The following is a 20,709-nucleotide window of genomic DNA, read 5'->3' on the forward strand; positions in this document are numbered from 1 at the left end:
CAGCAATGACCAGCAATGAATGTCTCATTCACTGTGCAATGCGTATGCTGAACGGCTTTATTTTTTCCCATGAATCGCAAATAATGCATCCGGCTAGAAAAAGCCCCATCGCGTCATACTAAGCCATATTGATCGTGAACTCATGATACAGCAATTATAAACAGCACTTATACTCAGGAGGCGATTCTCATGCATACCGTTTGGAAAGGAGCCATCAGTTTCGGGCTTGTGCATGTTCCGGTCAAAATGTTCTCCGCTACGGAAGACAAGGATATTTCGCTGCGTTACATCCATAAAGAATGCGGCAGCCCGCTATCCTACGTGCGTAAATGCCCCGTGTGCGAGAAGGAAGTGGCCTGGGAAGAGATCGGCAAGGGATACGAATATGAGAAGGGCAAGTTTGTCTTGTTCGATAAGGAAGAGCTGGATCAGTTAACCGAGGAGAGCAGCAAGAGCATTACGATTCTGGATTTTGTGGATTTGACGGAGATCGACCCGATTTATTTCCAAAAGACCTATTACCTGTCTCCCGATCAGGCCGGCGCCAACGCCTACCGTCTGCTCATGGAGGCGATGCGCCAGACCGGCAAAATCGGGATCGCCAAAATCTCCATCCGCTCTAAAAGCAGTCTGGCTGCTATCCGCGTCCTCGCCGACTGCCTGGCGATTGAAACCATTTATTACCCGGACGAAGTCCGTCCGGTATCGCAGGTCCCCGGTCTGCCGGAGCCGGGGATCGTGAACGACAAAGAGCTGGATATGGCCAAGCTGCTGATCTCCCAGCTGTCCACACCGTTTGAACCCGCTAAATACACGGACGATTACCGCCAGCGGATGCTTGATCTGATCACGCACAAGATCGCCGGTGAGGAATTCCATATTGCTCCGGCACGCCAGGAGAACAATGTCATCGATCTGATGGCTGCCCTGCAGGCTAGTATCGAAGCTGTACAGCATATTCCGTCCGACCCCGGACCTTCACTGTCCGGCACAGGAACCGGTACAGGCAAAAAGCCGCGGGCGGCTGCGGCCGGCAAGAAAAAACCGGCACAGGCAAAAGCCTCCGGAGCCCCTGCCCCTGAACCGGAAGTGCCGGCAGTTAACGAGGCAACAGGCCCGATTCCGGTCATCGCTCCGAAGCCGAAACGCCGGACGGCCAAGAGCAAGGTAACCGGTGCCTAGGAGCAGGTCATCCGCACCTCCCGTTATTGGCGGTCCGCTTACGCTGCAGCCGGTTATTCCATTCGAGCCCGTGCTTGCCTCAAGGCTCCCGGAGGGCGAGGAGTGGATCGCCCAGATCAAATGGGATGGCGTGCGGATGCTCTCCTATTACGATGGAAGCCATGCCGAGCTGATCAACCGGCGAGGCAACCTGCGCACGCTGCAGTATCCTGAGCTTGCCAGACCGGAGGCGTATTGCCGGGCCGGTTCCGTCATTCTCGATGGCGAGATTATTGCGCTCAGCGGCGGCAAGCCCTCCTTCCATGAGGTGATGCGGCGGGACAGCCTGAAGAATGAAGCAGCGATCCGGGCGGTAAGTCCGCAGGTACCGGTGCTCTACATGGTCTTCGATATCCTGTACTGCAATGGCATTTGGCTGCTGGACCAGCCTTTGTCCCGGCGGCAACAGATGTTAAGTGAAATGCTGCTGCCCCATCCCCATGTGCAGAATGTGCCAAGCTACCATCAGCCCGCACAGCTGTACGCCGCCGCTCTGAAGGGCGGGCTGGAGGGGATTGTATGCAAAGAGCTCACCAGCACCTATGCCACGGGAGGCAAGGACAAGCGCTGGCAGAAATGCAAAATCATCTCCGATGTCACTGCTGTAGCCGGCGGCGTCACCTTCCGTGACGGTCTGGTCAACGCCCTGCTCTTCGGACTGTATGATGATGCGGGGAAGCTGCACTATATCGGCCATGCAGGAGCGGGCAAAATGACCGTACAGGACTGGCGGAATTTGACTGCACAGATCAGCGGCATGATCACAGAGCAGATGCCTTTTGCAGAGCTGCCCCAGCGCAGTAAAGGCTCGGTCTGGATTAAGCCTGAGCTAGTGTTCAAGCTGCACTATCTGGAATGGAATACTTCCGGAACCTTCCGCCAGCCGGTTATACAATCCCAGGTAGAGCTCCCTCCGCTATCCTGCCGCATGGACCAGAGAACACAGACGTAGTAACGGGATCACCGGGCCTGAGCCTTACCTGAGCTGCCTAAGTCTTGCCTGAGCCCTGTCTGAGCCTTACCCGAGCCTTGCCTGACTAAGCCTCACCTTATCTTCAGCTCGTATAACTATACAAGGAGGATGCCGCATGCCGAAGACGATCAGAGGCTCCATTACCGCAGGGGGACACGAGATCAGCATTACGAACCCGGATAAGCTGCTATGGCCTGAACGCGGCATCACCAAGCAGATCTATCTGCTCAAGCTGGCCGCGCTCTCTCCATATCTGCTGCGCTACTGCCAGGGACGGCTGCTCACGGTAATCCGCTACCCTCACGGTGTTCCGGGGATGTCCTTTTACCAGAAGAATGCCCCCGAGCCGCTGCCGGAATTCGTGCATACAGCAACTCATGAGAATATTACCTATATTGTGCTGCAGGGGCTCCCGGAGCTGCTCTGGCTCGGCAATCTGGCCGCGCTCGAATTCCATCCCTCGCTGCATTATGCGGGCAGTGAGCTCCCCTGCGAATGGATGATTGATCTGGACCCCTCGCTTGAGGTCGAGCCGCGCATTATGGAGGCAGCCGCTACGGTGGGCGAGGTACTGAAGTCCCTGGGACTGGCCTCTGTACCCAAGACCTCCGGTGCCACCGGTGTGCAGATCATTGTTCCGGTGGAGCCGGGAGTCACCTTCGACGGCCTGCGCCGGGTAGGCCATTTCGTCGGCCGCTATGTTACGGAGAAGCGTCCCGATCTGTTCACTTTGGAGCGCCTGAAGAAAAACCGCGGGGACAAAATCTATTTCGATTACCTCCAGCATTACGGCGGCAAAACTCTTGCTGCCCCATACACCCCGCGGGCCCGTCCGCTGGCAACCGTCTCAACGCCCCTCCTGTGGGAGGAAGTGCAGCGTAACGTCAAGCCTATCGATTACCATCTGCTGAACATTGAGGAGCGTCTGGCCCGGATGGGCGATCTTGTCGCCCAGGTCCCTCCCCAGCCGGTGGGTGATATTATTGCCAAGCTGCCCTGAGAATGGCCCTGAAGACAGCAATAAGCCCGCAGTTACCTATACTCTAGGCTGCGGGCTTATTTGGCGTCCAGCATATGGACGGAAGGTATTATATATGAGAATACGGCGCAGCAAGCACAGGCCGCCGCATTGATTACTCTGACGTTCGTAAATATACCTTCCTTCGGAAGCGCTCCGGTTATACCGTACTCGCTAATGGATTGCTTTTTTCTTAAAGCGGCCGCCTTTGACATCATGGATATTGCCGATCGCGATGAATGCGTCAGAATCCCAATCTTCTACAATGGACTTAAGCTTGGCTTCTTCCAAACGGGTAATGACTACAAAGATAACTTTCTTGTTATCGCCGGAGAATCCGCCTTCACCATCCAGATACGTCACTCCGCGTCCCAGACGCTCCGTCAAGGCTTCACCGATATCACGGAATTTATCACTGATAATCCATACCGATTTCGACTGATCCAGACCTTCAAGTGTAATATCTATTAATTTAAAAGCAATGTAATAGGCAATCAGCGAGAACATCGCATTATTCCAGCCGAAGACAAAACCCGCGCCGGAAAGAATAAACAGGTTGAAGAACATTACAACTTCCCCTACGGAGAACGGAAGTCTCTTGGACACAAGGATGGCCACAATCTCAGTACCATCAAGCGATCCTCCATAACGTACCACAAGTCCGACCCCGACCCCGAGGATAACCCCTCCGAATACTGCGGCAAGCAGCGGTTCAACCGTAATCGGATTCACAGGATGGAGCAACTGGGTACCAATGGACATTACAATTACAGCAAATAAAGTAGATAAGGCAAAGGTCTTACCAATCTGCTTATAACCGATCACCAGAAACGGCAGGTTAAGCAGTGTCAATAAAATACCCAGAGGTATGTTGAAAATATGGGACAACATAATGGAAATACCGGTTATTCCGCCGTCAATCAACTCATTGGGAACAAGAAAAATCTCAAGCGCAACAGACATCATGGCCGCTCCGATGACAATCATCACAATCCGCTGGGCCAGCTTCGCTGTCTTGAAGGCTCCTGATTTCTGAGGCTTCTTCTGTTCCTCACTCGTAAAGATTTGTTGGCTTACAGTCATAGAACTCCCCCTATAAATAGTATATCTAAGAAGTATACGAAAGCAGACTTCACAGCTGCGCTTTCTCCCCTTTGCTTCTTATATTCCTATTATATCATAAAGGAAGCTCAAATAACGCATGGAACTTGATATAACCTTCGATAAACGATGCTTACTTCACCTTTTATGTCATAAAAGCGGCGATAAGAGCTGACAGAGCCCCTCAATCAGTTTGACATTATGCGCTCTCTCTTTAAACTTTTTGGGATCGATGAATTCGCTGTGCTTCAGGTCTTGGCTGAAGTCCTCTGCCAGTTGCGCAATAATCGCCGGACGGAGCAGAACAGCCGTCAGTTCAAAGTTGGAATAGAAGCTGCGCATGTCCAGATTCGCACTGCCTACCGTTGCCAGCACGTCATCAATAATCATCACTTTGGCGTGCATGAAGCCTCTTGTATAGCGGTAAAACTTCACACCGGCATCCTGCAGATTCTCAAGGTAAGACAGGGTTGCCTTATACACCAGCTTGTTGTCCGGCTTCGCCGGGATAATGATCCTCACATCCACTCCGCTGAGCACCGCATTCTTGAGTGCCCGGCAAATGGCCGGGTCCGGAATGAAATACGGGGAGGTCATCCAGATGCGCTCCTTCGCCGCACAGAGTGAAGCGAAAAACATCTCCTGTGTGGCATCAACCGCCCCATCGGGCCCGCTGGCTACAATCTGTACAGCATCCGGCCCGCTGCAGGTATGAACAGGAAAAAACCGCGGATGGCTCATAGTGTCACCGGCTGCCAGTCTCCAGTCTTTGAGAAACACATATTGCAGATGATACACAGCATCCCCTTCAACACGAAGATGCGTATCTCTCCAATAGCCCATCTTAGGGTCTTTTCCCAGATAATCATCACCTACATTCATTCCCCCGGTGAAGCCCGTCAGCCCGTCGACCACGAGTATCTTGCGGTGATTGCGGTAATTGAAGCGGCGGTCCAGCAGCGAAGTAAGCGGCGGCAGAAAAAAGTGAACCTGCACCCCTGCGTTCTTGAGCGTATTCACGAATCTCCGGCTCAGCTGATGACTCCCAAGACCATCACATAGCAGACGCACCCTAACCCCCTGACGCGCCTTGCGGATCATAATCTCCTGAAACTGCCTGCCAATATCATCATCCCGGAAAATATAAAACTCCATGTGGATATGCTCTTGCGCATTCTCCATAACCTCCAGCATCGCCTTATACGCGTCCCTGGCATTATTGAGCACCTGACATTGATTATGGCTTGTAATGTGGCTTTCTGACAGGCCTGAGAGCAAATGCAGCAGTTCTTTACGGTTCTCAAACCCCGGATTCCCGGTATCTGCCGTGCTTTTGACGATATGGATTTTGCCCGCAACATGGGCGCGGATCTCCCTCAGCAGGGACACACACCGTTTGCCAAGCTTCCGGCTCTGCCAATAATCCCGCCCGAGGAAATAATAGAACAGCAGCCCCAGCGGCGGACAGCAGAAGGTAATGCATATCCAGGCCAGTGCCCTCTGCGGACGGCGGAACTCCGATATAACGATAATGGCAATCTGTATGATAAAAAGACTTAAGATAACTGCGAATATCCTCATCCCGGGCCTCCTAAAAGTTATGTTATTGAAGATGATCTACTACAGGTCTTGCCGTAACTCTCCTTCTTTATTCAAGCAAACCGTTGTCATGTTCGCCAGAGGAATGGAATACATAGAGTAGTAGGACGAATCGGATGAGCCCCGCTCTATAGCAATGTTGGATTCACTCAGTTCATACCACGCGGCTGCTAAAGGCCGCAGGAAGGAGATGTTATGAAGAGTCAGCCCGATCATAAAAAGATTACGCTGCTCGTCGTCCGTGAGGCCGGACGGCCGGTCAGACAGCTGCAGCTGTCCAAGCCGCTTGCCTTCGCCCTGCCTGCCGCAGCTGCCCTGTCCCTCTCCAGTCTGGTCACCTCCATGCATATTCATGCCTCCCGGTCCATTTCCGAGCTGGAGGCCGAAGCTGCGGCACTATCGCTGACGAATATCCGGATGGAGCTCAAGGTCGCCGACAAGGACCAGGCGCTGCTGCAGCTCCGCAGCCAGGTGACTGAGCTCTCGGAGGAAGCCCAGAGCATTAAAGACAAGCTGAAGAGTGTCTCTGAACTGGAGCAGCAGCTGCAGTCGCTGATTGAGAAAGAGACGACTTCCTCTTCCGGTACAGACGACAATGACCCCACTGCCTCTGCAGCTTCTGCCGTAAGCAGCCGGCCGTTCATTTCCGCTTCAGCCAAAGTCGCTGCAAGCGGGACCAAGGGAGACGTCAAGGGAACCATAAGCCGCTCAAGTACGGCTCCGTTCCTTGCAGAGCATCCATCAGATACCTCTTCCGGCACGTTGTCTGCAGTTGATTTCCGTTTCGGGGTAGTTACCGCTGCACTAGGAAGTACAGTGCCCCCCCAGGTTGGCGGGGAGTACATCGCTGTGTATGCCAATGACCCGCTGGAGCTGGTTCAGGAAACAAGAGACGACTACGAAGAAATAAAAACGATGCTGGAGGAAATGGTCAGCCGTATCTCCACTACGATTACAGAGGCGGAAAAAGCCAACACCCTGGAGGCTAACCTGCAGGCCAAGAAGGCTCGTGAAGAAAAAGCAAGACTGGCTCCGGCTGTCCTCTGGCCCACAGGCTCGAAGGTGATCACCTCCAGCTTCGGTTATCGTTCCGATCCCTTCAAGGGTGTCTCTGCCTATCACTCCGGAATCGATATTGCCGGCCGCATCGGTGACCCTGTATACGCAGCGATGGAAGGTGTGGTCACTTCTGCCGACCAGCTGGGCGCCAGAGGCAAATATATCATTATCAAGCATGCGAACGGGCTGGAAACCTGGTATATGCATTTGAACGGCATGGTGGTCTCACCCGGTGACAAGGTCAGCAAAGGGGAGCAAATTGGTATGCTCGGCAATACCGGACGCAGCACGGGTCCCCATCTCCATTTCCAGGTTGTGAAGCAGAATAAGCCGGTGAATCCGCTGAATTATGTTAAACCTTAAGAATACAAGGAGGAATGCAGGCATGTGGAACAAACGCAAACAAAGTGCTCCATATAAATCGACCGATTCACTTATCGGACATGGAGGCACACTTGAAGGTAAAGTCCATTGCGATACCAATCTGCGGATTGAAGGGAATTTCAGCGGGGAAATCCTGTGCCAGGGGACAGTTACGGTCGGCGAACAGGGAACGGTCCACTCCAGCATTAAGGCGCAGGAGGTTATTATCGCCGGCAAGGTCTACGGCGACGTGACCGCCAACCAGAAGCTGATCATGACCGAAACCGGACAGCTGCACGGTAATATTGCAGCCGGCGCACTGAGTATTATGGAAGGCAGCGTGCTGAACGGGTCCGTAGCCATGGCCGAACAGCCCGCCACAGAGACAGCGGGCGGGCTTCAGGCAGGTGCTTCTACGGACAAGGCAGGAAAGCGGGGTTCCCATAAACAGAACAAACTGGAAGCTGGCTGAGCGGGCATAACCCCGCATCTGCTTGCTTCCAGTCCTTGTGGAGCCTTTTACCACATTAAGCTGCGACATCTCTTTTACGGAATACAACCCAAGAGACTAGCATGAAAATAACGTAATACACCGCGAGGACGGCAATTGCGAATCCTAACGTAGCGCCTCCGGGGCCGGTGTCCGACAGCAGATAGCCGCTTAGATTCATATGGGCAAAAATCAGATAGTTGGCCCACTCATACCGTTCCGGGCTGAAGATGGCGATAAAGATATCTTTGGTGAACATGATGGACAGCGACAGTACAATCGCAAGGCCGCTGGAACGGAATACGCTGGAGATCATAAAGGCAATGGCTGCTGTGAGAAACAGCTCAATGTAGGCACACATAATCGTCAGAAAAACGTATTCCCCCTGGCTCCAGGCCATCGTCGGCCCCCCTATCGAATCCACGGCCGAGGACGAGAAAATCAGGGCTGAACCATAACCAAACACGATCAGCAGCAGAGTGCTGAACAAGCTGAAGAGCACCATCGATATATATTTCGAGAGCAGGATTTTGGAGCGGCTCCAAGGGCGGATCAGCAGCAGCTTAATCGTTCCCCAGGTGAATTCGCCCGCAACGGAGTCAGCAGCCACCAGGGCTGTGAAGATGGTGTTCAGGAAAAAAGCAATAGCTACGGTAGTCTGGAAGCTATCCCATAACCCGATCGTTACCTCATTGCCTCCGCTGGTGAAATGGATTAGCGCCGGAAACAGCGCACTCATAACCGCCAGAATGAACAGCATAATCCATGTCCGCAGACGTCTGTAAATTTTGATATTCTCATTATGTATGAGAGCAGCGAACTCACCCAATGCCTTCACCTCCTGTAATCTCCAAGAATTGATCTTCCAGTGACCGGAATATCGGCTTGATGCTGTACACTTTAATTCCGCCGGCCACCAGCTTCGCGTTGAGCTCGGCAATTTCCTCCCGCACCGCCTCTACAGCAATACCCCCGTCCTTCACCACACCACGGCCCATCAGTTCCAGCGCAGCTTCAGGCTGATCTACTTCGAACAGGGTCTCACCCACCGGCACCAGCACATTGCCTACAGCCTTAAGCTGTTTCACTTCGATCAGGCGGCCGTTCTGGATAATCGCCACACTATCACACATGAGTTCCATTTCAGCGAGTAAATGGCTGGAGACAAAAACAGTAGTACCTTCCTTCTGGCACAGCAGGCGCAGATAATCGCGCAGCTCGCGGATGCCCTGCGGGTCCAGCCCGTTGGTCGGCTCATCGAGAATCAGCAGCTTCGGCCGGTGCAGTAGTGCCTGGGCCACACCCAGCCGCTGGCGCATCCCCAGAGAATAGGTCTTAACCTTGTCGTTGATTCTCTGGCTGAGGCCTACCAGCTCTACTACTTCATTAATCCGCTCCTTGGTCACACCGGGGACCATGCGGGCATACTGGCGCAGATTCTGGTATCCGGTAAGGAACTTGTACATTTCCGGATTCTCCACAATCGCCCCTACATTCGCTATCGCTTCTTCAAAATGATCTTTAATACTGCGTCCGCAGATGAGAATATCCCCGCGGCTAATGGAAATAAGCCCTACCATCATGCGGATGGTAGTTGTTTTACCGGCACCGTTCGGACCCAGGAATCCGAAGATTTGCCCGGGCGGAATATCGAGGGTCAAGTCGCTGATCAGCGTTTTGGAGCCGATCTTTTTGGTAACCCCCATCAGGCTGGCCACAGGTTTCACAACTTCTGCCGTATTCGGCATAACTTCACTTCCTTTCGTCGGTTTGGATGAAACGGACTTGCGCTTTCGGATAAGGTGACTAATAGAAGAACTGAAGAGGCTCCAATGCAGATGTTAGCCGTAACTGCGGTGAATGTTTGGACTTCCGGCCGCTGTTGTCTGCAGATTTCTTGATTCATACCGCTTTTAGCGGTGGAAATCCGCAGACAAAGGCGGACGCTTCCGCTCTTCCAGTTCCAAACTTCCCCTCCGCTCCCTCATCTTAATATTGTCTCTTTCAGTTCAAGCTATATTAACCTTATCGCTGTATCAGCAATCCGTTTCATACATTTTTATATTCTACCATAGCTTTCCTTTTTCCTGAAATTAGGAAAGAAATGCAGTAATAGTAAAAGGGACAGTATCTTCCCCGTGTGATACGGGTAAGAATACTGTCCCTTGATCGTATAGTGCACACCGGCAATACCGGAGACATTTAAAAGTTGAAAGCTTAAACCTTAGCCGCCGACACGGGCAAGCTCACGCATATTCGCTTCAAAAGCAGCCATCAGGGCAGCTTCGCCGGTCAGGCCATTCTGCTCCACCTTACGGATCTGCTCCATCATCCGTTTGTAATCCTTCGGAATGACACGGGCAAACTTCGGCAGGGCCTGATCCCATGAATCGAGAATCGCTCTGCCCGCATTGCTGTCTGTAAGCTCGGTATGACGGGTAATCAGGCTATGCAGCTCAGCGATTTCATCCGCCTCCTCCACACGCTCCAGCAATACCATTTCCAGGTTACAGCGTTTGATGAACGTGCTGTCCGGATCATATACGTAGGCGATACCGCCTGACATCCCTGCCGCAAAGTTGCGGCCGGTTTCACCCAGAACAACCACACGGCCGCCAGTCATGTATTCGCAGCCGTGGTCGCCCACGCCTTCAACGACTACATTCGCCCCGGAGTTGCGGACTGCGAAACGTTCACCCGCAATCCCGCTGACATAAGCTTCGCCGCCAGTCGCTCCATACAGCGCCGTATTCCCGATGATGATATTATCTTCAGCGGCAAAGGTTGCCTTACGGGACGGTCTGATAATCAGCTTGCCCCCGGACAGCCCTTTGCCGACATAGTCATTGGAGTCGCCTTCGACCGTAATCGTGATGCCCTTCGGTACGAATGCGCCCAGACTTTGTCCGGCCGAGCCTGTGAAATACAGCTTGATGGTGTCATCCGGCAGACCTGCTGCGCCATATTTGCGCGTCAGCTCGCTGCCCAGAATCGTACCCACTGCACGGTTGACGTTCGTGATCGGCAGGGATGCTTCAACTGCTGTGCCGGATTCCAGTGCAGGAGCGGCAATATCGAGCAGGTGAGTCATATCCAGCGTTTCTTCCAGGCCATGATTCTGGTGTTTGCTGCGGAAGCGTGTGCTTCCTTCCGGCATAGCCGGTGTATGCAGCAGGCTGTTCAGATCGACACCCTTCTTCTTCCAGTGGGTCGAAGCCTGAACCGCATCCAGGCAATCCGTGCGGCCGACCATTTCTTCAATGGTGCGGAAGCCGAGCTCAGCCATAATCTCGCGCAGATCCTGTGCTACAAAGGTCATGAAGTTAACGACATGCTGCGGATCTCCCATGAAGTTCTTGCGGAGCTCCGGATTCTGCGTAGCAACGCCAACCGGGCAGGTATCCATCTGACATACGCGCATCATGATACAGCCTACAGCTACCAGCGGTGCAGTAGCGAAGCCGTATTCTTCGGCGCCAAGCAGAACAGCTACTGCCAGATCACGCCCGCTGAGCATCTTGCCGTCTGTTTCCAGTACAACACGGTCGCGCAGATTGTTCAGCATCAGTGTCTGGTGTGTCTCAGCCAGACCCAGCTCCCAAGGCAGTCCGGCATGACGGATGGAGTTCATCGGTGAAGCACCGGTGCCGCCGTCATAGCCGCTGATCAGGATAATATCGGCACGGCCTTTGGCCACACCGGCGGCAATGGTGCCTACGCCGACTTCGGATACAAGCTTAACGTTAATATTGGCACGAGGATTGGCATTCTTCAGATCATAGATCAGCTCTGCCAAATCCTCGATCGAGTAAATATCATGATGCGGCGGCGGTGAGATCAGACCTACACCTGCTGTAGAGCCGCGGACTTCGGCAACCCAAGGATATACCTTGCGGCCCGGAAGCTGTCCGCCTTCACCCGGCTTAGCGCCTTGTGCCATCTTAATCTGGATCTCGTCGGCATTCACCAGATAGTTCGAGGTTACGCCGAACCGTCCCGATGCCACCTGCTTGATCGCACTGCGGCGGGAATCGCCGTTAGCGTCCGGAATGAAGCGCGCCGGATCTTCCCCGCCTTCGCCGGTATTGCTCTTGCCGCCGATACGGTTCATCGCAATGGCCAATGTCTCATGGGCTTCCTTGCTGATCGAGCCGAAGGACATGGCGCCGGTCTTGAAGCGTTTCATGATCGATTCCGCCGGTTCTACCTCATCAAGCGAAACGGGTGCATTAGTCGATTTGAACTGCAGCATCGAGCGCAGAGTCTGGTGTTTCTCGCTTTCGCCCTGAACAAGTGCCGCATATTTCTTGTACATCTCGTAATCTCCGCTGCGTACGGAATGCTGCAGCAGATGAATCGTCTGCGGGTTGAACAGATGCTCTTCCCCGTCACTCCGCCACTGGTATTCACCGCCGGAATCCAGCACCTTGTCGTTGCCGTCTTTGTCGGTGAAGGCGCGGTTATGGCTGGCAAGTGCTTCTAGAGCCACTTCCTCCAGGCCAATTCCCCCGATACGGGATGGTGTCCAGGTGAAGTAACGGTCTACGAACTCCGAGTTCAGGCCTACAGCTTCAAAAATCTGTGCGCCGCGGTAGGATTGAATTGTGGAGATACCCATTTTGGACAGGATTTTGACAACACTCTTCGTAGCTGCCTTGATATAGTTCTTCACAGCCTTCTCATGCGAGATTCCGCGGAGCAGGCCTTGGCCGATCATATCATCCAGACTCTCGAAGGCCAGATAAGGGTTGACCGCACTGACACCATAACCAAGCAGAAGCGCATAATGATGAACTTCACGCGGTTCACCGGATTCCAGCAGGATACTGACCTTGGTCCGTGTTCCCGAGCGGATCAGATGGTGATGCAGGCTGGAGACAGCCAGCAGCGCCGGAATTGCAGCATTGTCGCGGTCTACCCCGCGGTCTGACAGAATAAGAATATTATGTCCTTTGGCCATAACACGGTCTGCCGCCTCATTCATACGCTCCAGAGCGATACGCAGCCCTTCCGCCCCCAGCTCTGCCGGGAAGAGAATCGGAATGGACATCGATTTGAAGCCGGCACGGCGTACATGACGCAGCTTGGCGAAATCCTCGTTCGAGAGAATCGGAGAATCCAGCGAGATCTGACGACAGCTCTCCGGTTCTGCTTTGAGCAGATTGCGTTCAGGCCCGATCGTTGTTGCCGTGGACGTTACCAGTTCTTCACGGATCGCATCAATCGGCGGGTTGGTTACCTGGGCAAACATTTGTTTGAAGTAGTTGTAGAGCCGCTGCGGACGGTCAGACAATACCGCCAGCGGTGAATCATAACCCATGGACCCGACAGCTTCGGCACCTGTGGAAGCCATAGGCTCCAGCACCTTGCGCAGATCTTCAAAGGTATAACCGAACGACTGCTGAAGCTGCTGCACGTTATCATGCTTCGGATTCGGCAGCTCCGGTGCTTCCGGAAGCTCATCGAGGCTGATCAGGTGCTCATCCAGCCAATCCTGATAAGGCTGCTGCGAAGCAATTTCAGCCTTGACCTCTTCATCAGAGATAATCCGGCCCTGCTTCGTATCCACAAGCAGCATACGGCCCGGTCTCAGGCGGTCTTTGTATAGTACATCCTCTGCCGGGATGTCTAGGACTCCCGCTTCGGAGGACAGAATGATCAGATCATCTTTGGTGACATAATAACGCGCAGGACGAAGACCGTTACGGTCGAGGATTGCCCCGATTTGCACGCCGTCGGTGAAGCCCATAGCGGCAGGCCCGTCCCATGGCTCCATCAGGGTGCTGTGGAATTCATAGAAGGCTTTCTTCTTCTCGTCCATGCTGTCATGATTGCTCCAAGGCTCAGGAACCATCATCATCGCAACATGCGGCAGGGAGCGTCCGCTCAGGTACAGGAACTCGAACGTATTATCGAACATCGCAGTATCGGAGCCGTCGGGGTTAACCACCGGCTTGATCTTGCCGAGATCCTCTCCGAACACTTCGCTCTTGAACAGCGACTGGCGGGCATGCATCCAGTTCACATTGCCGCGAAGGGTGTTGATTTCGCCATTGTGAATCATGAAGCGGTAAGGGTGAGCACGTTCCCAGCTTGGGAAGGTATTGGTACTGAACCGGGAGTGGACAAGCGCAATCGCCGACTCCAGCTTCTCATCCTGCAGATCCAGGTAGAACTGTCCAACCTGTACAGTAGTCAGCATGCCCTTGTATACGATCTTCTTGCAGGATAAACTCGGTACATAGAAGGATTCACCCTCTTCTGCCCCGCCGTAGCGGATCGACAGCTCCGCACGTTTGCGGATCACGTACAGCTTGCGTTCAAATGAAAGATCATCCTTAATTCCTTCAGAGCGGCCGATAAATACCTGCCGCACATAAGGCTTGGCAGCCTTGGCCGTCTTGCCGAGCATTTCGTCAAAGGTAGGCACATCGCGGTAGCCGAGCACCTGCTGGCCCTCTTCAGCGATAATCTCGCTCAGGAGCGCCTCGTGGCGGGCCCGGATCTCCTCGTTATGAGACAGAAAGATCATGCCCACGCCGTAATGGCCCTGTTCCGGCAGCTCAAAGCCAAGCTTCGCTGCTTCGCCGGCAAAGAAACGGTGCGGAATCTGCAGCATAATGCCGGCTCCGTCACCAGAGTTCGGCTCGCTTCCCTGGCCTCCCCGATGCTCCATATTAAAGAGCATAGTCAGAGCATTGCTAACAATATCATGGGACGGTTTGCCTTTAATATGGGCAACAAATCCCATGCCGCAAGCGTCTTTTTCGAACTGAGGATCATAAAGGCCCTGTTTGCCGGGCAGTTCAGTGTGTCTCATCATACGCAACCTTTCTATTATAAAGTAGACGGAATTCCAGGAAAATTTTTCAGAGGAAAATCTTAATAATTATTCAAGCCAGATTGGTTATATTATTTTATCATCGACCTGACATGAGCGCAATTTAAACTTTTTTATGAGCTTGATTAACAAATGCTTTTGCAGCGCAGCTTTAGCGGATAAAAGCGTAAAAAATCTTCTCGATGCATAATTATGCATAAAAGACGAATAAGTTCTTATGCATTGAAAGCGTTTCATTTATTTTCCTGCCATGGGTATGGCACTTTTTTTACCCATTTAGTTTTCTGTATAAGCCAAAAACGCCCCCTCAGGGGCGTTTTTGTGTCCTCATATTTACAAGAAAATGTGTTCCATTATACAGTCAAAACTTGTTCACTTTTCAGCAGAGCTTCATTACCGCGGTCACGGGTCATGAAGTAGGTGAAGGTAAGCGCCAGGAATACTATGCCGTAAGCGGCCAGCAGTCCGGCATCATTCCACATCGAGCTGAAGTCGCCAGTGGAGATGACTGCCTTGAAGCCTTTGACACTATAAGTCATCGGCAGCAGCGGATTGAAAATCTTCATCCAGTTCGGAATCAGCTCCAGCGGGAACGTACCCGCACTCGTAGTCAATTGGAAGATCAGAATCAGGATGACTACGAAACGGCCCGGCTGGTCAAGCCAGGTTACGATCGCCTGGATCATCCACATGAAGGCAAGACTGGTGATGAAGGAGAAGGCGTAGAACAAGCCTACACTCTGCACTTCAAGGCCCAAGCCGTACAGAACAATCAGGATGGCGAGAAGTGCCTGGAGCAAGCTCATCATGGAGAACGTAAGAGTACGGCTCATGAACCGGTTGAACCGGCTGGCTCCGATCACTTCAGATTCACGCATCGGAATAACAATCGTACAGATCAGTGCGCCTACGAACAAACCGAGCGACAGGAAGTAAGGGGCGAATCCTGTTCCATAGTTCGGTACCTTACTGACTTTCACTTCTTCAATCTGTACCGGCTGGGCAAACATGGATACCAGCGCATCGCTCTTGTTCACAGCATTAGTCTGCGTTGCAGCATCGCCCAGCTTGCTGGCCAGCTCACCGGAGCCTGCTTTCAGCTCATCCAGACCGTCCTTGAGCTGGCCTGCTCCGTCACTCAGCTGCTTCGAGCCGTCAGCTACAGAGCTGAGGCCGCTGCCAAGCTGTCCTGCGCCGCTCAGCAGCTTCGCTGTACCGGCTTCAAGCGCCTTGCCGCCGTCGGCCAGCTTCGCACCGCCTGCGGCCGCTTCGTCCAGCTTCGCGCCGAACTGCTGCATGCCTGCCGACAGCTTAGCGCCGCCTGCTGCAAGTGTGCCAGCGCCAGCCGCCAGCTGCTGCTGGCCTTCCAGCAGCTGTGCGCTGCCGGCGTTCAGCTGCTGCGCTCCGGCATGCAGCTGCGTTACACCTGCATCAAGCTGCTGGGAACCGCTGTGCAGCTGATTCGCTCCCTGCACCAGCTGCTCCTGGCCGCTGTGCAGCGCTGTTGCTCCTGCCAGCAGCTGCTCCTGGCTCTGGTCCAGCTGTGCAGTGCCGGTGGCCACTGCTGTACTTGCCGCCAGCAGCTTCTGCACATCCGGGCTTGCCGCAAGCTGCGGATTCGATTTCGCCAGTGCCTGCAGACCGTCTGCTACCGCCTTGGCTCCGGCTGCCGCTTTCGCGCTGCCTTCCTTCGAAGCCGTAAGACCGGCTTCGAGCTTCGCGCTGCCTTCTGCGGAAGAGGTCAGGCCCGCTTCGAGCTTCGCGCTGCCGTCCACCACCGACTTCGTGCCAGCCTGCAGCTTGGCGGTTCCGTCTACGGCCGACTGTGTGCCGTCCTTAAGCGAAGCCGCTCCGGCTGCAGTCTTCTGCAGCCCTGCATCAAGCTGCTTACTGCCTGCTGCCGACTGGGTCACACCATCCTGCAGCTGCTTATGGGCTGCGGACAACTGCTGAAGCCCTCCGGCCAGCGTGCTGCTGCCGGCTTCCAGAGCCGCTGCTCCGGTATTCAGATCCGTCACACCCTGGGTAAGCGGCGCTACACCATCGAGCAGCTTGCCGGTGCCTTCAGTCAGGACAAGCAGATTGTCCTTCAGCTTAAGCGCTCCGTCATCCAGCTTGGTGGCACCGTCAGCAATCTTGGTGGCGCCGTCCCCGGCTTCGCCAAGCCCGCTGGCGATATCCGTGATTTTATCAAATACAGATTCGGTATACGCTTCTGTGATCTTGGCAGATACCTTGGTCTTAATATCCTTCACTGCCGTGCCGCCGATCTGGCCAGCCAGGAAGTTGTAGCCTTCATTAGGCTCGTAGATGATTTTGGCCGGCTGCGGATCCGCATCCAGCAGGGTAGTAGCTTTGGCCGAGAAGTCTTCCGGAACAATAATCGCCATATAATAGGTATTGTCCGCAAGTCCGGCTTCCGCTGCTTCACGGCTGACGAAATTCCACTTGAACCCGTCCGTCTTCTTCAGCTCTGCGACCAGGTCTGTTCCGGCGCTCAGCTTGGAGCCCTCATAATCAGCACCTTTATCTTCATTTACGACAGCGACCGGAAGCTCGTTCATTTTACCGTAAGGATCCCAGAATGCCTTCAGGAATAATCCGCTGTACAGTACAGGAATGAACAGAATGGCAAACATGGAAATACGCATCTTGGGATTCTTAAAAACCGCGCCAAGGTCCTTGATAAACACGGATAAAGATTTCATTCTGGTTCTCTCCTTCTAATCATATGCTCTCTTTAAAATGCTATAAATTCCTCTGAAATGATATTTTCGTGAATGTTACAGTAACACTGGTTGACCATTTTCCCCATTCAGTCACTTAAGAGCAAAAAAAATTTGCCTATTCACATCAGGGAAAGCGCAGGTTCGCAGGGCGCCGTCCCTATACCGGACTTAAATTCTACTGTGACAGGCCTTCTGCCAAAAATAAATGAAAGTAGCATTTAATCTGCTCTTTGGTCAAAGGCACATGCACCTTGCTCAGTTCAGCAGTAAGTACGATATAAAGCCTGAACATTACTACCGAGACAATCTGGGGATCGCAGGGTTTGATCTCCCCTTGACGGATTGCCTGTTCCACCTCCCGTTCCAAATATTCAAGTACGACACTCTCGATCTTGTCGAGCCCATCACCGGCCTGCGGCGTTCCGAAATCACGACTTTCCTGGGACAGCTTGATGAATAGCTCATGTTCGCTCCGAAATTCCAGCAGGGCGTCCAGCACACGGTGCAGATTATCAAAAAACGGCTTGTCGCGTTTAATCTCCCGCTCGGCGATTCTTTTCATCTCAATAATGACATCTCGCAGAATCTCGTCAAATAATTGTTCCTTGTTCGTAAAAAAGGTATAAATCGTCCCTTTGCCGACATTGGCAATCTTGGCGACCTGATCCATTGTAGTTGCCTTATAGCCGAATAATGAAAAAGATTTCGTCGCCGCCTGAAGCACCTGCTGCCTTCGATCTACCACAGCCACCCGTGCACTCCCTTTCGTCAGGAAATATCATTGCGTTCGCGTTCTGACCATTTTACTAATCCGGTCACTCGGTCAAGACCAACTTTATCACGATGCTCCTGCCAATGCAATACTTATGCCCAACTTTTTTTATTTTATTGCAGTGTTTTAACTTTCTATTTACGTCTTATTTGTATAATGTGAGAAAAGAAGCAAAAACCCTAGTATAATATAATAGAACATGAACATGGGATCTCGAATGAACCGATGAAGAGAACTCGTAATTCTACCCATGATGGAAAGTAGCAGGTGAACTTATGCGAAAGAAAAGAGTACTGCTGTTTTCGGAAGGCTTCGGCACGGGCCATACAGGGGCAGCCTATGCTCTGGCCGAAGGAATAAGACTGCTGAGTCCGGATGTGCAGTGCCGGGTCATTGAGCTTGGAAAATTCCTCAATCCTACGGTCGCACCATGGATTCTTTCCGCTTACCGCAAAACAGTCAGCAGCCAGCCGAAGCTGGTCGGCATGATGTATAAGACCCAATATCATAAATCACTGAACCGGTTGACCAAGCTGGCTCTTCACCGGATTTTTTATACACATGCCTCACAGGTCATAGAGCAGCTTAAACCCGATTTGATTATCTGCACTCATCCGATTCCGGCCGCTGTCATCTCCAGATTGAAGCAGCAGGGGCTGGATGTCCCGCTCTACACGCTGATTACAGATTATGATGCGCACGGCAGCTGGGTGAACGCCGAAGCTAACCGTTATCTCGTCTCTACTTCACGCGTCAAATCGATTCTTACCGGACGGGGCGTATCTCCTGAGCTGGTGACGGTTACCGGTATCCCGGTGCATCCGAAGTTCTGGGAGCGCCATAGCAAGACTCAGCTCCGCAAGGAGCTGGGGCTCGCCGACATTCCTACCGTGCTCATTATGGGCGGCGGCTGGGGGCTGATGTTCGGGAAGGACATCATGAATTCGCTCACGGCCCGGATGGATGAGATCCAGCTTATATTCTGTATGGGCAGCAATGACAAGCTGGTAGCCAAAATGAAAGCCAACCCGCTGCTGGACCATCCCAATGTAAAGATTCTCGGCTACAGCAGCGAGATCAACAAATTAATGGATGCTTCCGATCTGCTGATTACGAAGCCGGGCGGAATGACCTGTACTGAAGGTCAGGCCAAGGGCATTCCGATGCTGTTCTACAGCGCCATCCCGGGGCAGGAAGAGAAGAACAGCCAGTATTTTGTAGAGCTGGGGCTGGCCGAGGTGCTTGATTCGGAAGTGGTGAACAAATGGTTCTCCATGCTGCTGCATGAATATGCCGGGCTTGAATTACAGCGGAAACGCCGGACTTCCCCGGAACGCCAGCAGCCTCAGCATTGTGCAGCTACTGTGCTCCAGCTGCTGGGCAAGCCCGCCAGCCAAGCTGTTGCCGAATCCGAGTCGTGGAGCTCCCCTTCACAGGTGCGCAATGAAGAGGCCGTCTATGTCACCCCGTAAACGGCCCCAGGTGAACAACAACATAAAGAACCTCCAGCCACTGGTAAGCGTGGATTTGGAGGTTCTTTTGCATTACTTAAGATGAGAATGCAGCGGAAACCTTCTCCGCGCGCAGCCAGCGTGAATTCGGATGGCTAGACCGTAACAGTGATTATTTGTAAAAGGTATGATTGCCGATGGTCTTAAGGAGTGTCCGTGAATGATGCACAGTAAGATCCTGCGCGAGCGTCAGCGATAAGAAGAAGTACGTGTCATCCGTAACTTCCTTAACTCCCATAAGTGCAGCATTAACAGCCTTGATACTGTCTGCGTTGGGCTTCACACGCTTTAGACGGCCGTTGGCGACAGGACTGAATTGGCTTTTTTGATAGATTACATCATGAATGGTATCGGGAAAATTGGCTGACCGCAGCCGGTTCAGAACAACGTTGGCAACTGCCACCTTGCCCTGGTACGGTTCGCCTTCTGCTTCTGCCATGACGATTTTTTGCAGCAGTAGCAGGTCTTCTTCGGATACGGCGTAGCTCCAGGTAGCTTCAGCTTGCTGCTCCTGGCTTAGTAGCTTGGTCCGAGAGAAGAACAATGTTGCGGGGGGATGTTGCTGAGTTGCCGCTTTGACTTTATTTACGCTCGTTGTCCCCTTGGCCGCTTTCTTCAGCGCTTGCGCCGCTGACGGCGTTGCTTTCACCACAGTTACCTTAGCCTTAGGCTTAGGCTGAACGACGCCCGTCTTCACAGCCTCTTGACGCTGCAGCTTCTCGGGGCTTAACCATCCGGCGCTTACCATGCGGGCCCAGGTGTGGACCGGTTCGGCAGCTGTGGTGTAAAGCATGGGAATCATTGTGCTGGATGAAGGGCTTGTCCTATATACAGCGGATGCAGCTTTCGGAACACTGGGCTCCAGAGACTCATGGCCGGCAGACTTCAATTTACCCATTTCTATTACATTCTCCCCGGTAGCAGCAGATCCTTCGGGGTTCATCAAACTTATCGCTGAGAAAGACACTAGAATTACACTAACCAGCAGCGCAATACAGCGGCTCTGTTTAAATATTAACATTATTTACCTCC

General features: G+C 53.0%; 14 protein-coding genes. 6 read left to right on the plus strand and 8 right to left on the minus strand.

Features of this window, described 5'->3' with window-relative positions; genetic code table 11:
- Positions 1–189 precede the first annotated feature (189 nt).
- From MHI42_RS15030 to ligD, 3 genes are all read left to right on the plus strand, one after another.
- Positions 190–1,182, plus strand: a complete 993-nt coding sequence (locus MHI42_RS15030; protein ID WP_342424314.1) for a Ku protein — start codon at positions 190–192, stop codon at positions 1,180–1,182.
- A complete protein-coding gene (locus MHI42_RS15035; protein ID WP_342424315.1) occupies positions 1,175–2,173 on the plus strand; it encodes a DNA ligase in 999 nt (332 codons plus the stop codon). Before MHI42_RS15030 ends, MHI42_RS15035 begins: the two co-directional genes overlap by 8 nt.
- A 136-nt stretch (positions 2,174–2,309) precedes the next feature.
- Positions 2,310–3,194 (plus strand): non-homologous end-joining DNA ligase, encoded by an 885-nt coding sequence (gene ligD / locus MHI42_RS15040; protein ID WP_342424316.1) that lies wholly within the window; start codon positions 2,310–2,312, stop codon positions 3,192–3,194.
- Between the two features lie 192 nt (positions 3,195–3,386).
- On the opposite strand, the gene MHI42_RS15045 is transcribed toward ligD, so the two are convergent.
- On the minus strand, positions 3,387–4,295 hold the full coding sequence (locus MHI42_RS15045) for a YitT family protein (protein ID WP_342424317.1): 909 nt from the start codon (positions 4,293–4,295) through the stop codon (positions 3,387–3,389).
- 168 nt (positions 4,296–4,463) lie between these two features.
- On the minus strand, positions 4,464–5,894 hold the full coding sequence (gene cls, locus MHI42_RS15050; RefSeq protein ID WP_342424318.1) for a cardiolipin synthase: 1,431 nt from the start codon (positions 5,892–5,894) through the stop codon (positions 4,464–4,466).
- Positions 5,895–6,107: 213 nt separating this feature from the next.
- Here cls and MHI42_RS15055 point away from each other — a divergent pair, with 213 nt between their 5' ends.
- On the plus strand, positions 6,108–7,334 hold the full coding sequence (locus MHI42_RS15055) for a M23 family metallopeptidase (protein WP_342424319.1): 1,227 nt from the start codon (positions 6,108–6,110) through the stop codon (positions 7,332–7,334).
- Between the two features lie 22 nt (positions 7,335–7,356).
- Entirely contained in the window at positions 7,357–7,806 is a 450-nt protein-coding gene (locus MHI42_RS15060; RefSeq protein WP_342424320.1) for a polymer-forming cytoskeletal protein, read from the plus strand.
- Between the two features lie 55 nt (positions 7,807–7,861).
- On the opposite strand, the gene MHI42_RS15065 is transcribed toward MHI42_RS15060, so the two are convergent.
- From MHI42_RS15065 to MHI42_RS15085, 5 genes are all read right to left on the minus strand, one after another.
- Positions 7,862–8,653 carry an ABC transporter permease subunit gene (locus tag MHI42_RS15065; protein ID WP_042134035.1) on the minus strand — a complete coding sequence of 264 codons (792 nt, stop codon included), beginning with the start codon at positions 8,651–8,653 and terminating at the stop codon, positions 7,862–7,864.
- On the minus strand, positions 8,646–9,572 hold the full coding sequence (locus tag MHI42_RS15070; RefSeq protein ID WP_342424321.1) for an ABC transporter ATP-binding protein: 927 nt from the start codon (positions 9,570–9,572) through the stop codon (positions 8,646–8,648). Before MHI42_RS15070 ends, MHI42_RS15065 begins: the two co-directional genes overlap by 8 nt.
- Positions 9,573–10,048: 476 nt before the next feature.
- Positions 10,049–14,644 (minus strand): glutamate synthase large subunit, encoded by a 4,596-nt coding sequence (gene gltB, locus MHI42_RS15075; RefSeq protein WP_342424750.1) that lies wholly within the window; start codon positions 14,642–14,644, stop codon positions 10,049–10,051.
- A gap of 374 nt (positions 14,645–15,018) precedes the next feature.
- Positions 15,019–17,373 carry a YhgE/Pip domain-containing protein gene (locus tag MHI42_RS15080; RefSeq protein WP_342424322.1) on the minus strand — a complete coding sequence of 785 codons (2,355 nt, stop codon included), beginning with the start codon at positions 17,371–17,373 and terminating at the stop codon, positions 15,019–15,021.
- A gap of 196 nt (positions 17,374–17,569) precedes the next feature.
- Positions 17,570–18,145 carry a TetR/AcrR family transcriptional regulator gene (locus MHI42_RS15085; protein WP_039302173.1) on the minus strand — a complete coding sequence of 192 codons (576 nt, stop codon included), beginning with the start codon at positions 18,143–18,145 and terminating at the stop codon, positions 17,570–17,572.
- Positions 18,146–18,441: 296 nt separating this feature from the next.
- Here MHI42_RS15085 and MHI42_RS15090 point away from each other — a divergent pair, with 296 nt between their 5' ends.
- Positions 18,442–19,638, plus strand: coding sequence for a glycosyltransferase (locus MHI42_RS15090; protein ID WP_171720504.1), 1,197 nt, complete (start codon positions 18,442–18,444; stop codon positions 19,636–19,638).
- 151 nt (positions 19,639–19,789) lie between these two features.
- Here MHI42_RS15090 and MHI42_RS15095 read toward each other — a convergent pair whose 3' ends face one another.
- The gene (locus MHI42_RS15095; protein ID WP_342424323.1) at positions 19,790–20,698 is read right to left on the minus strand and encodes a cell wall hydrolase; all 909 of its coding nucleotides are present in this window, start codon (positions 20,696–20,698) and stop codon (positions 19,790–19,792) included.
- Positions 20,699–20,709: the final 11 nt, after the last annotated feature.

The organism is Paenibacillus sp. FSL E2-0178 (assembly GCF_038593005.1).
In the GTDB taxonomy this organism is placed as follows: Bacteria; Bacillota; Bacilli; order Paenibacillales; family Paenibacillaceae; genus Paenibacillus_AQ; species Paenibacillus_AQ phytohabitans.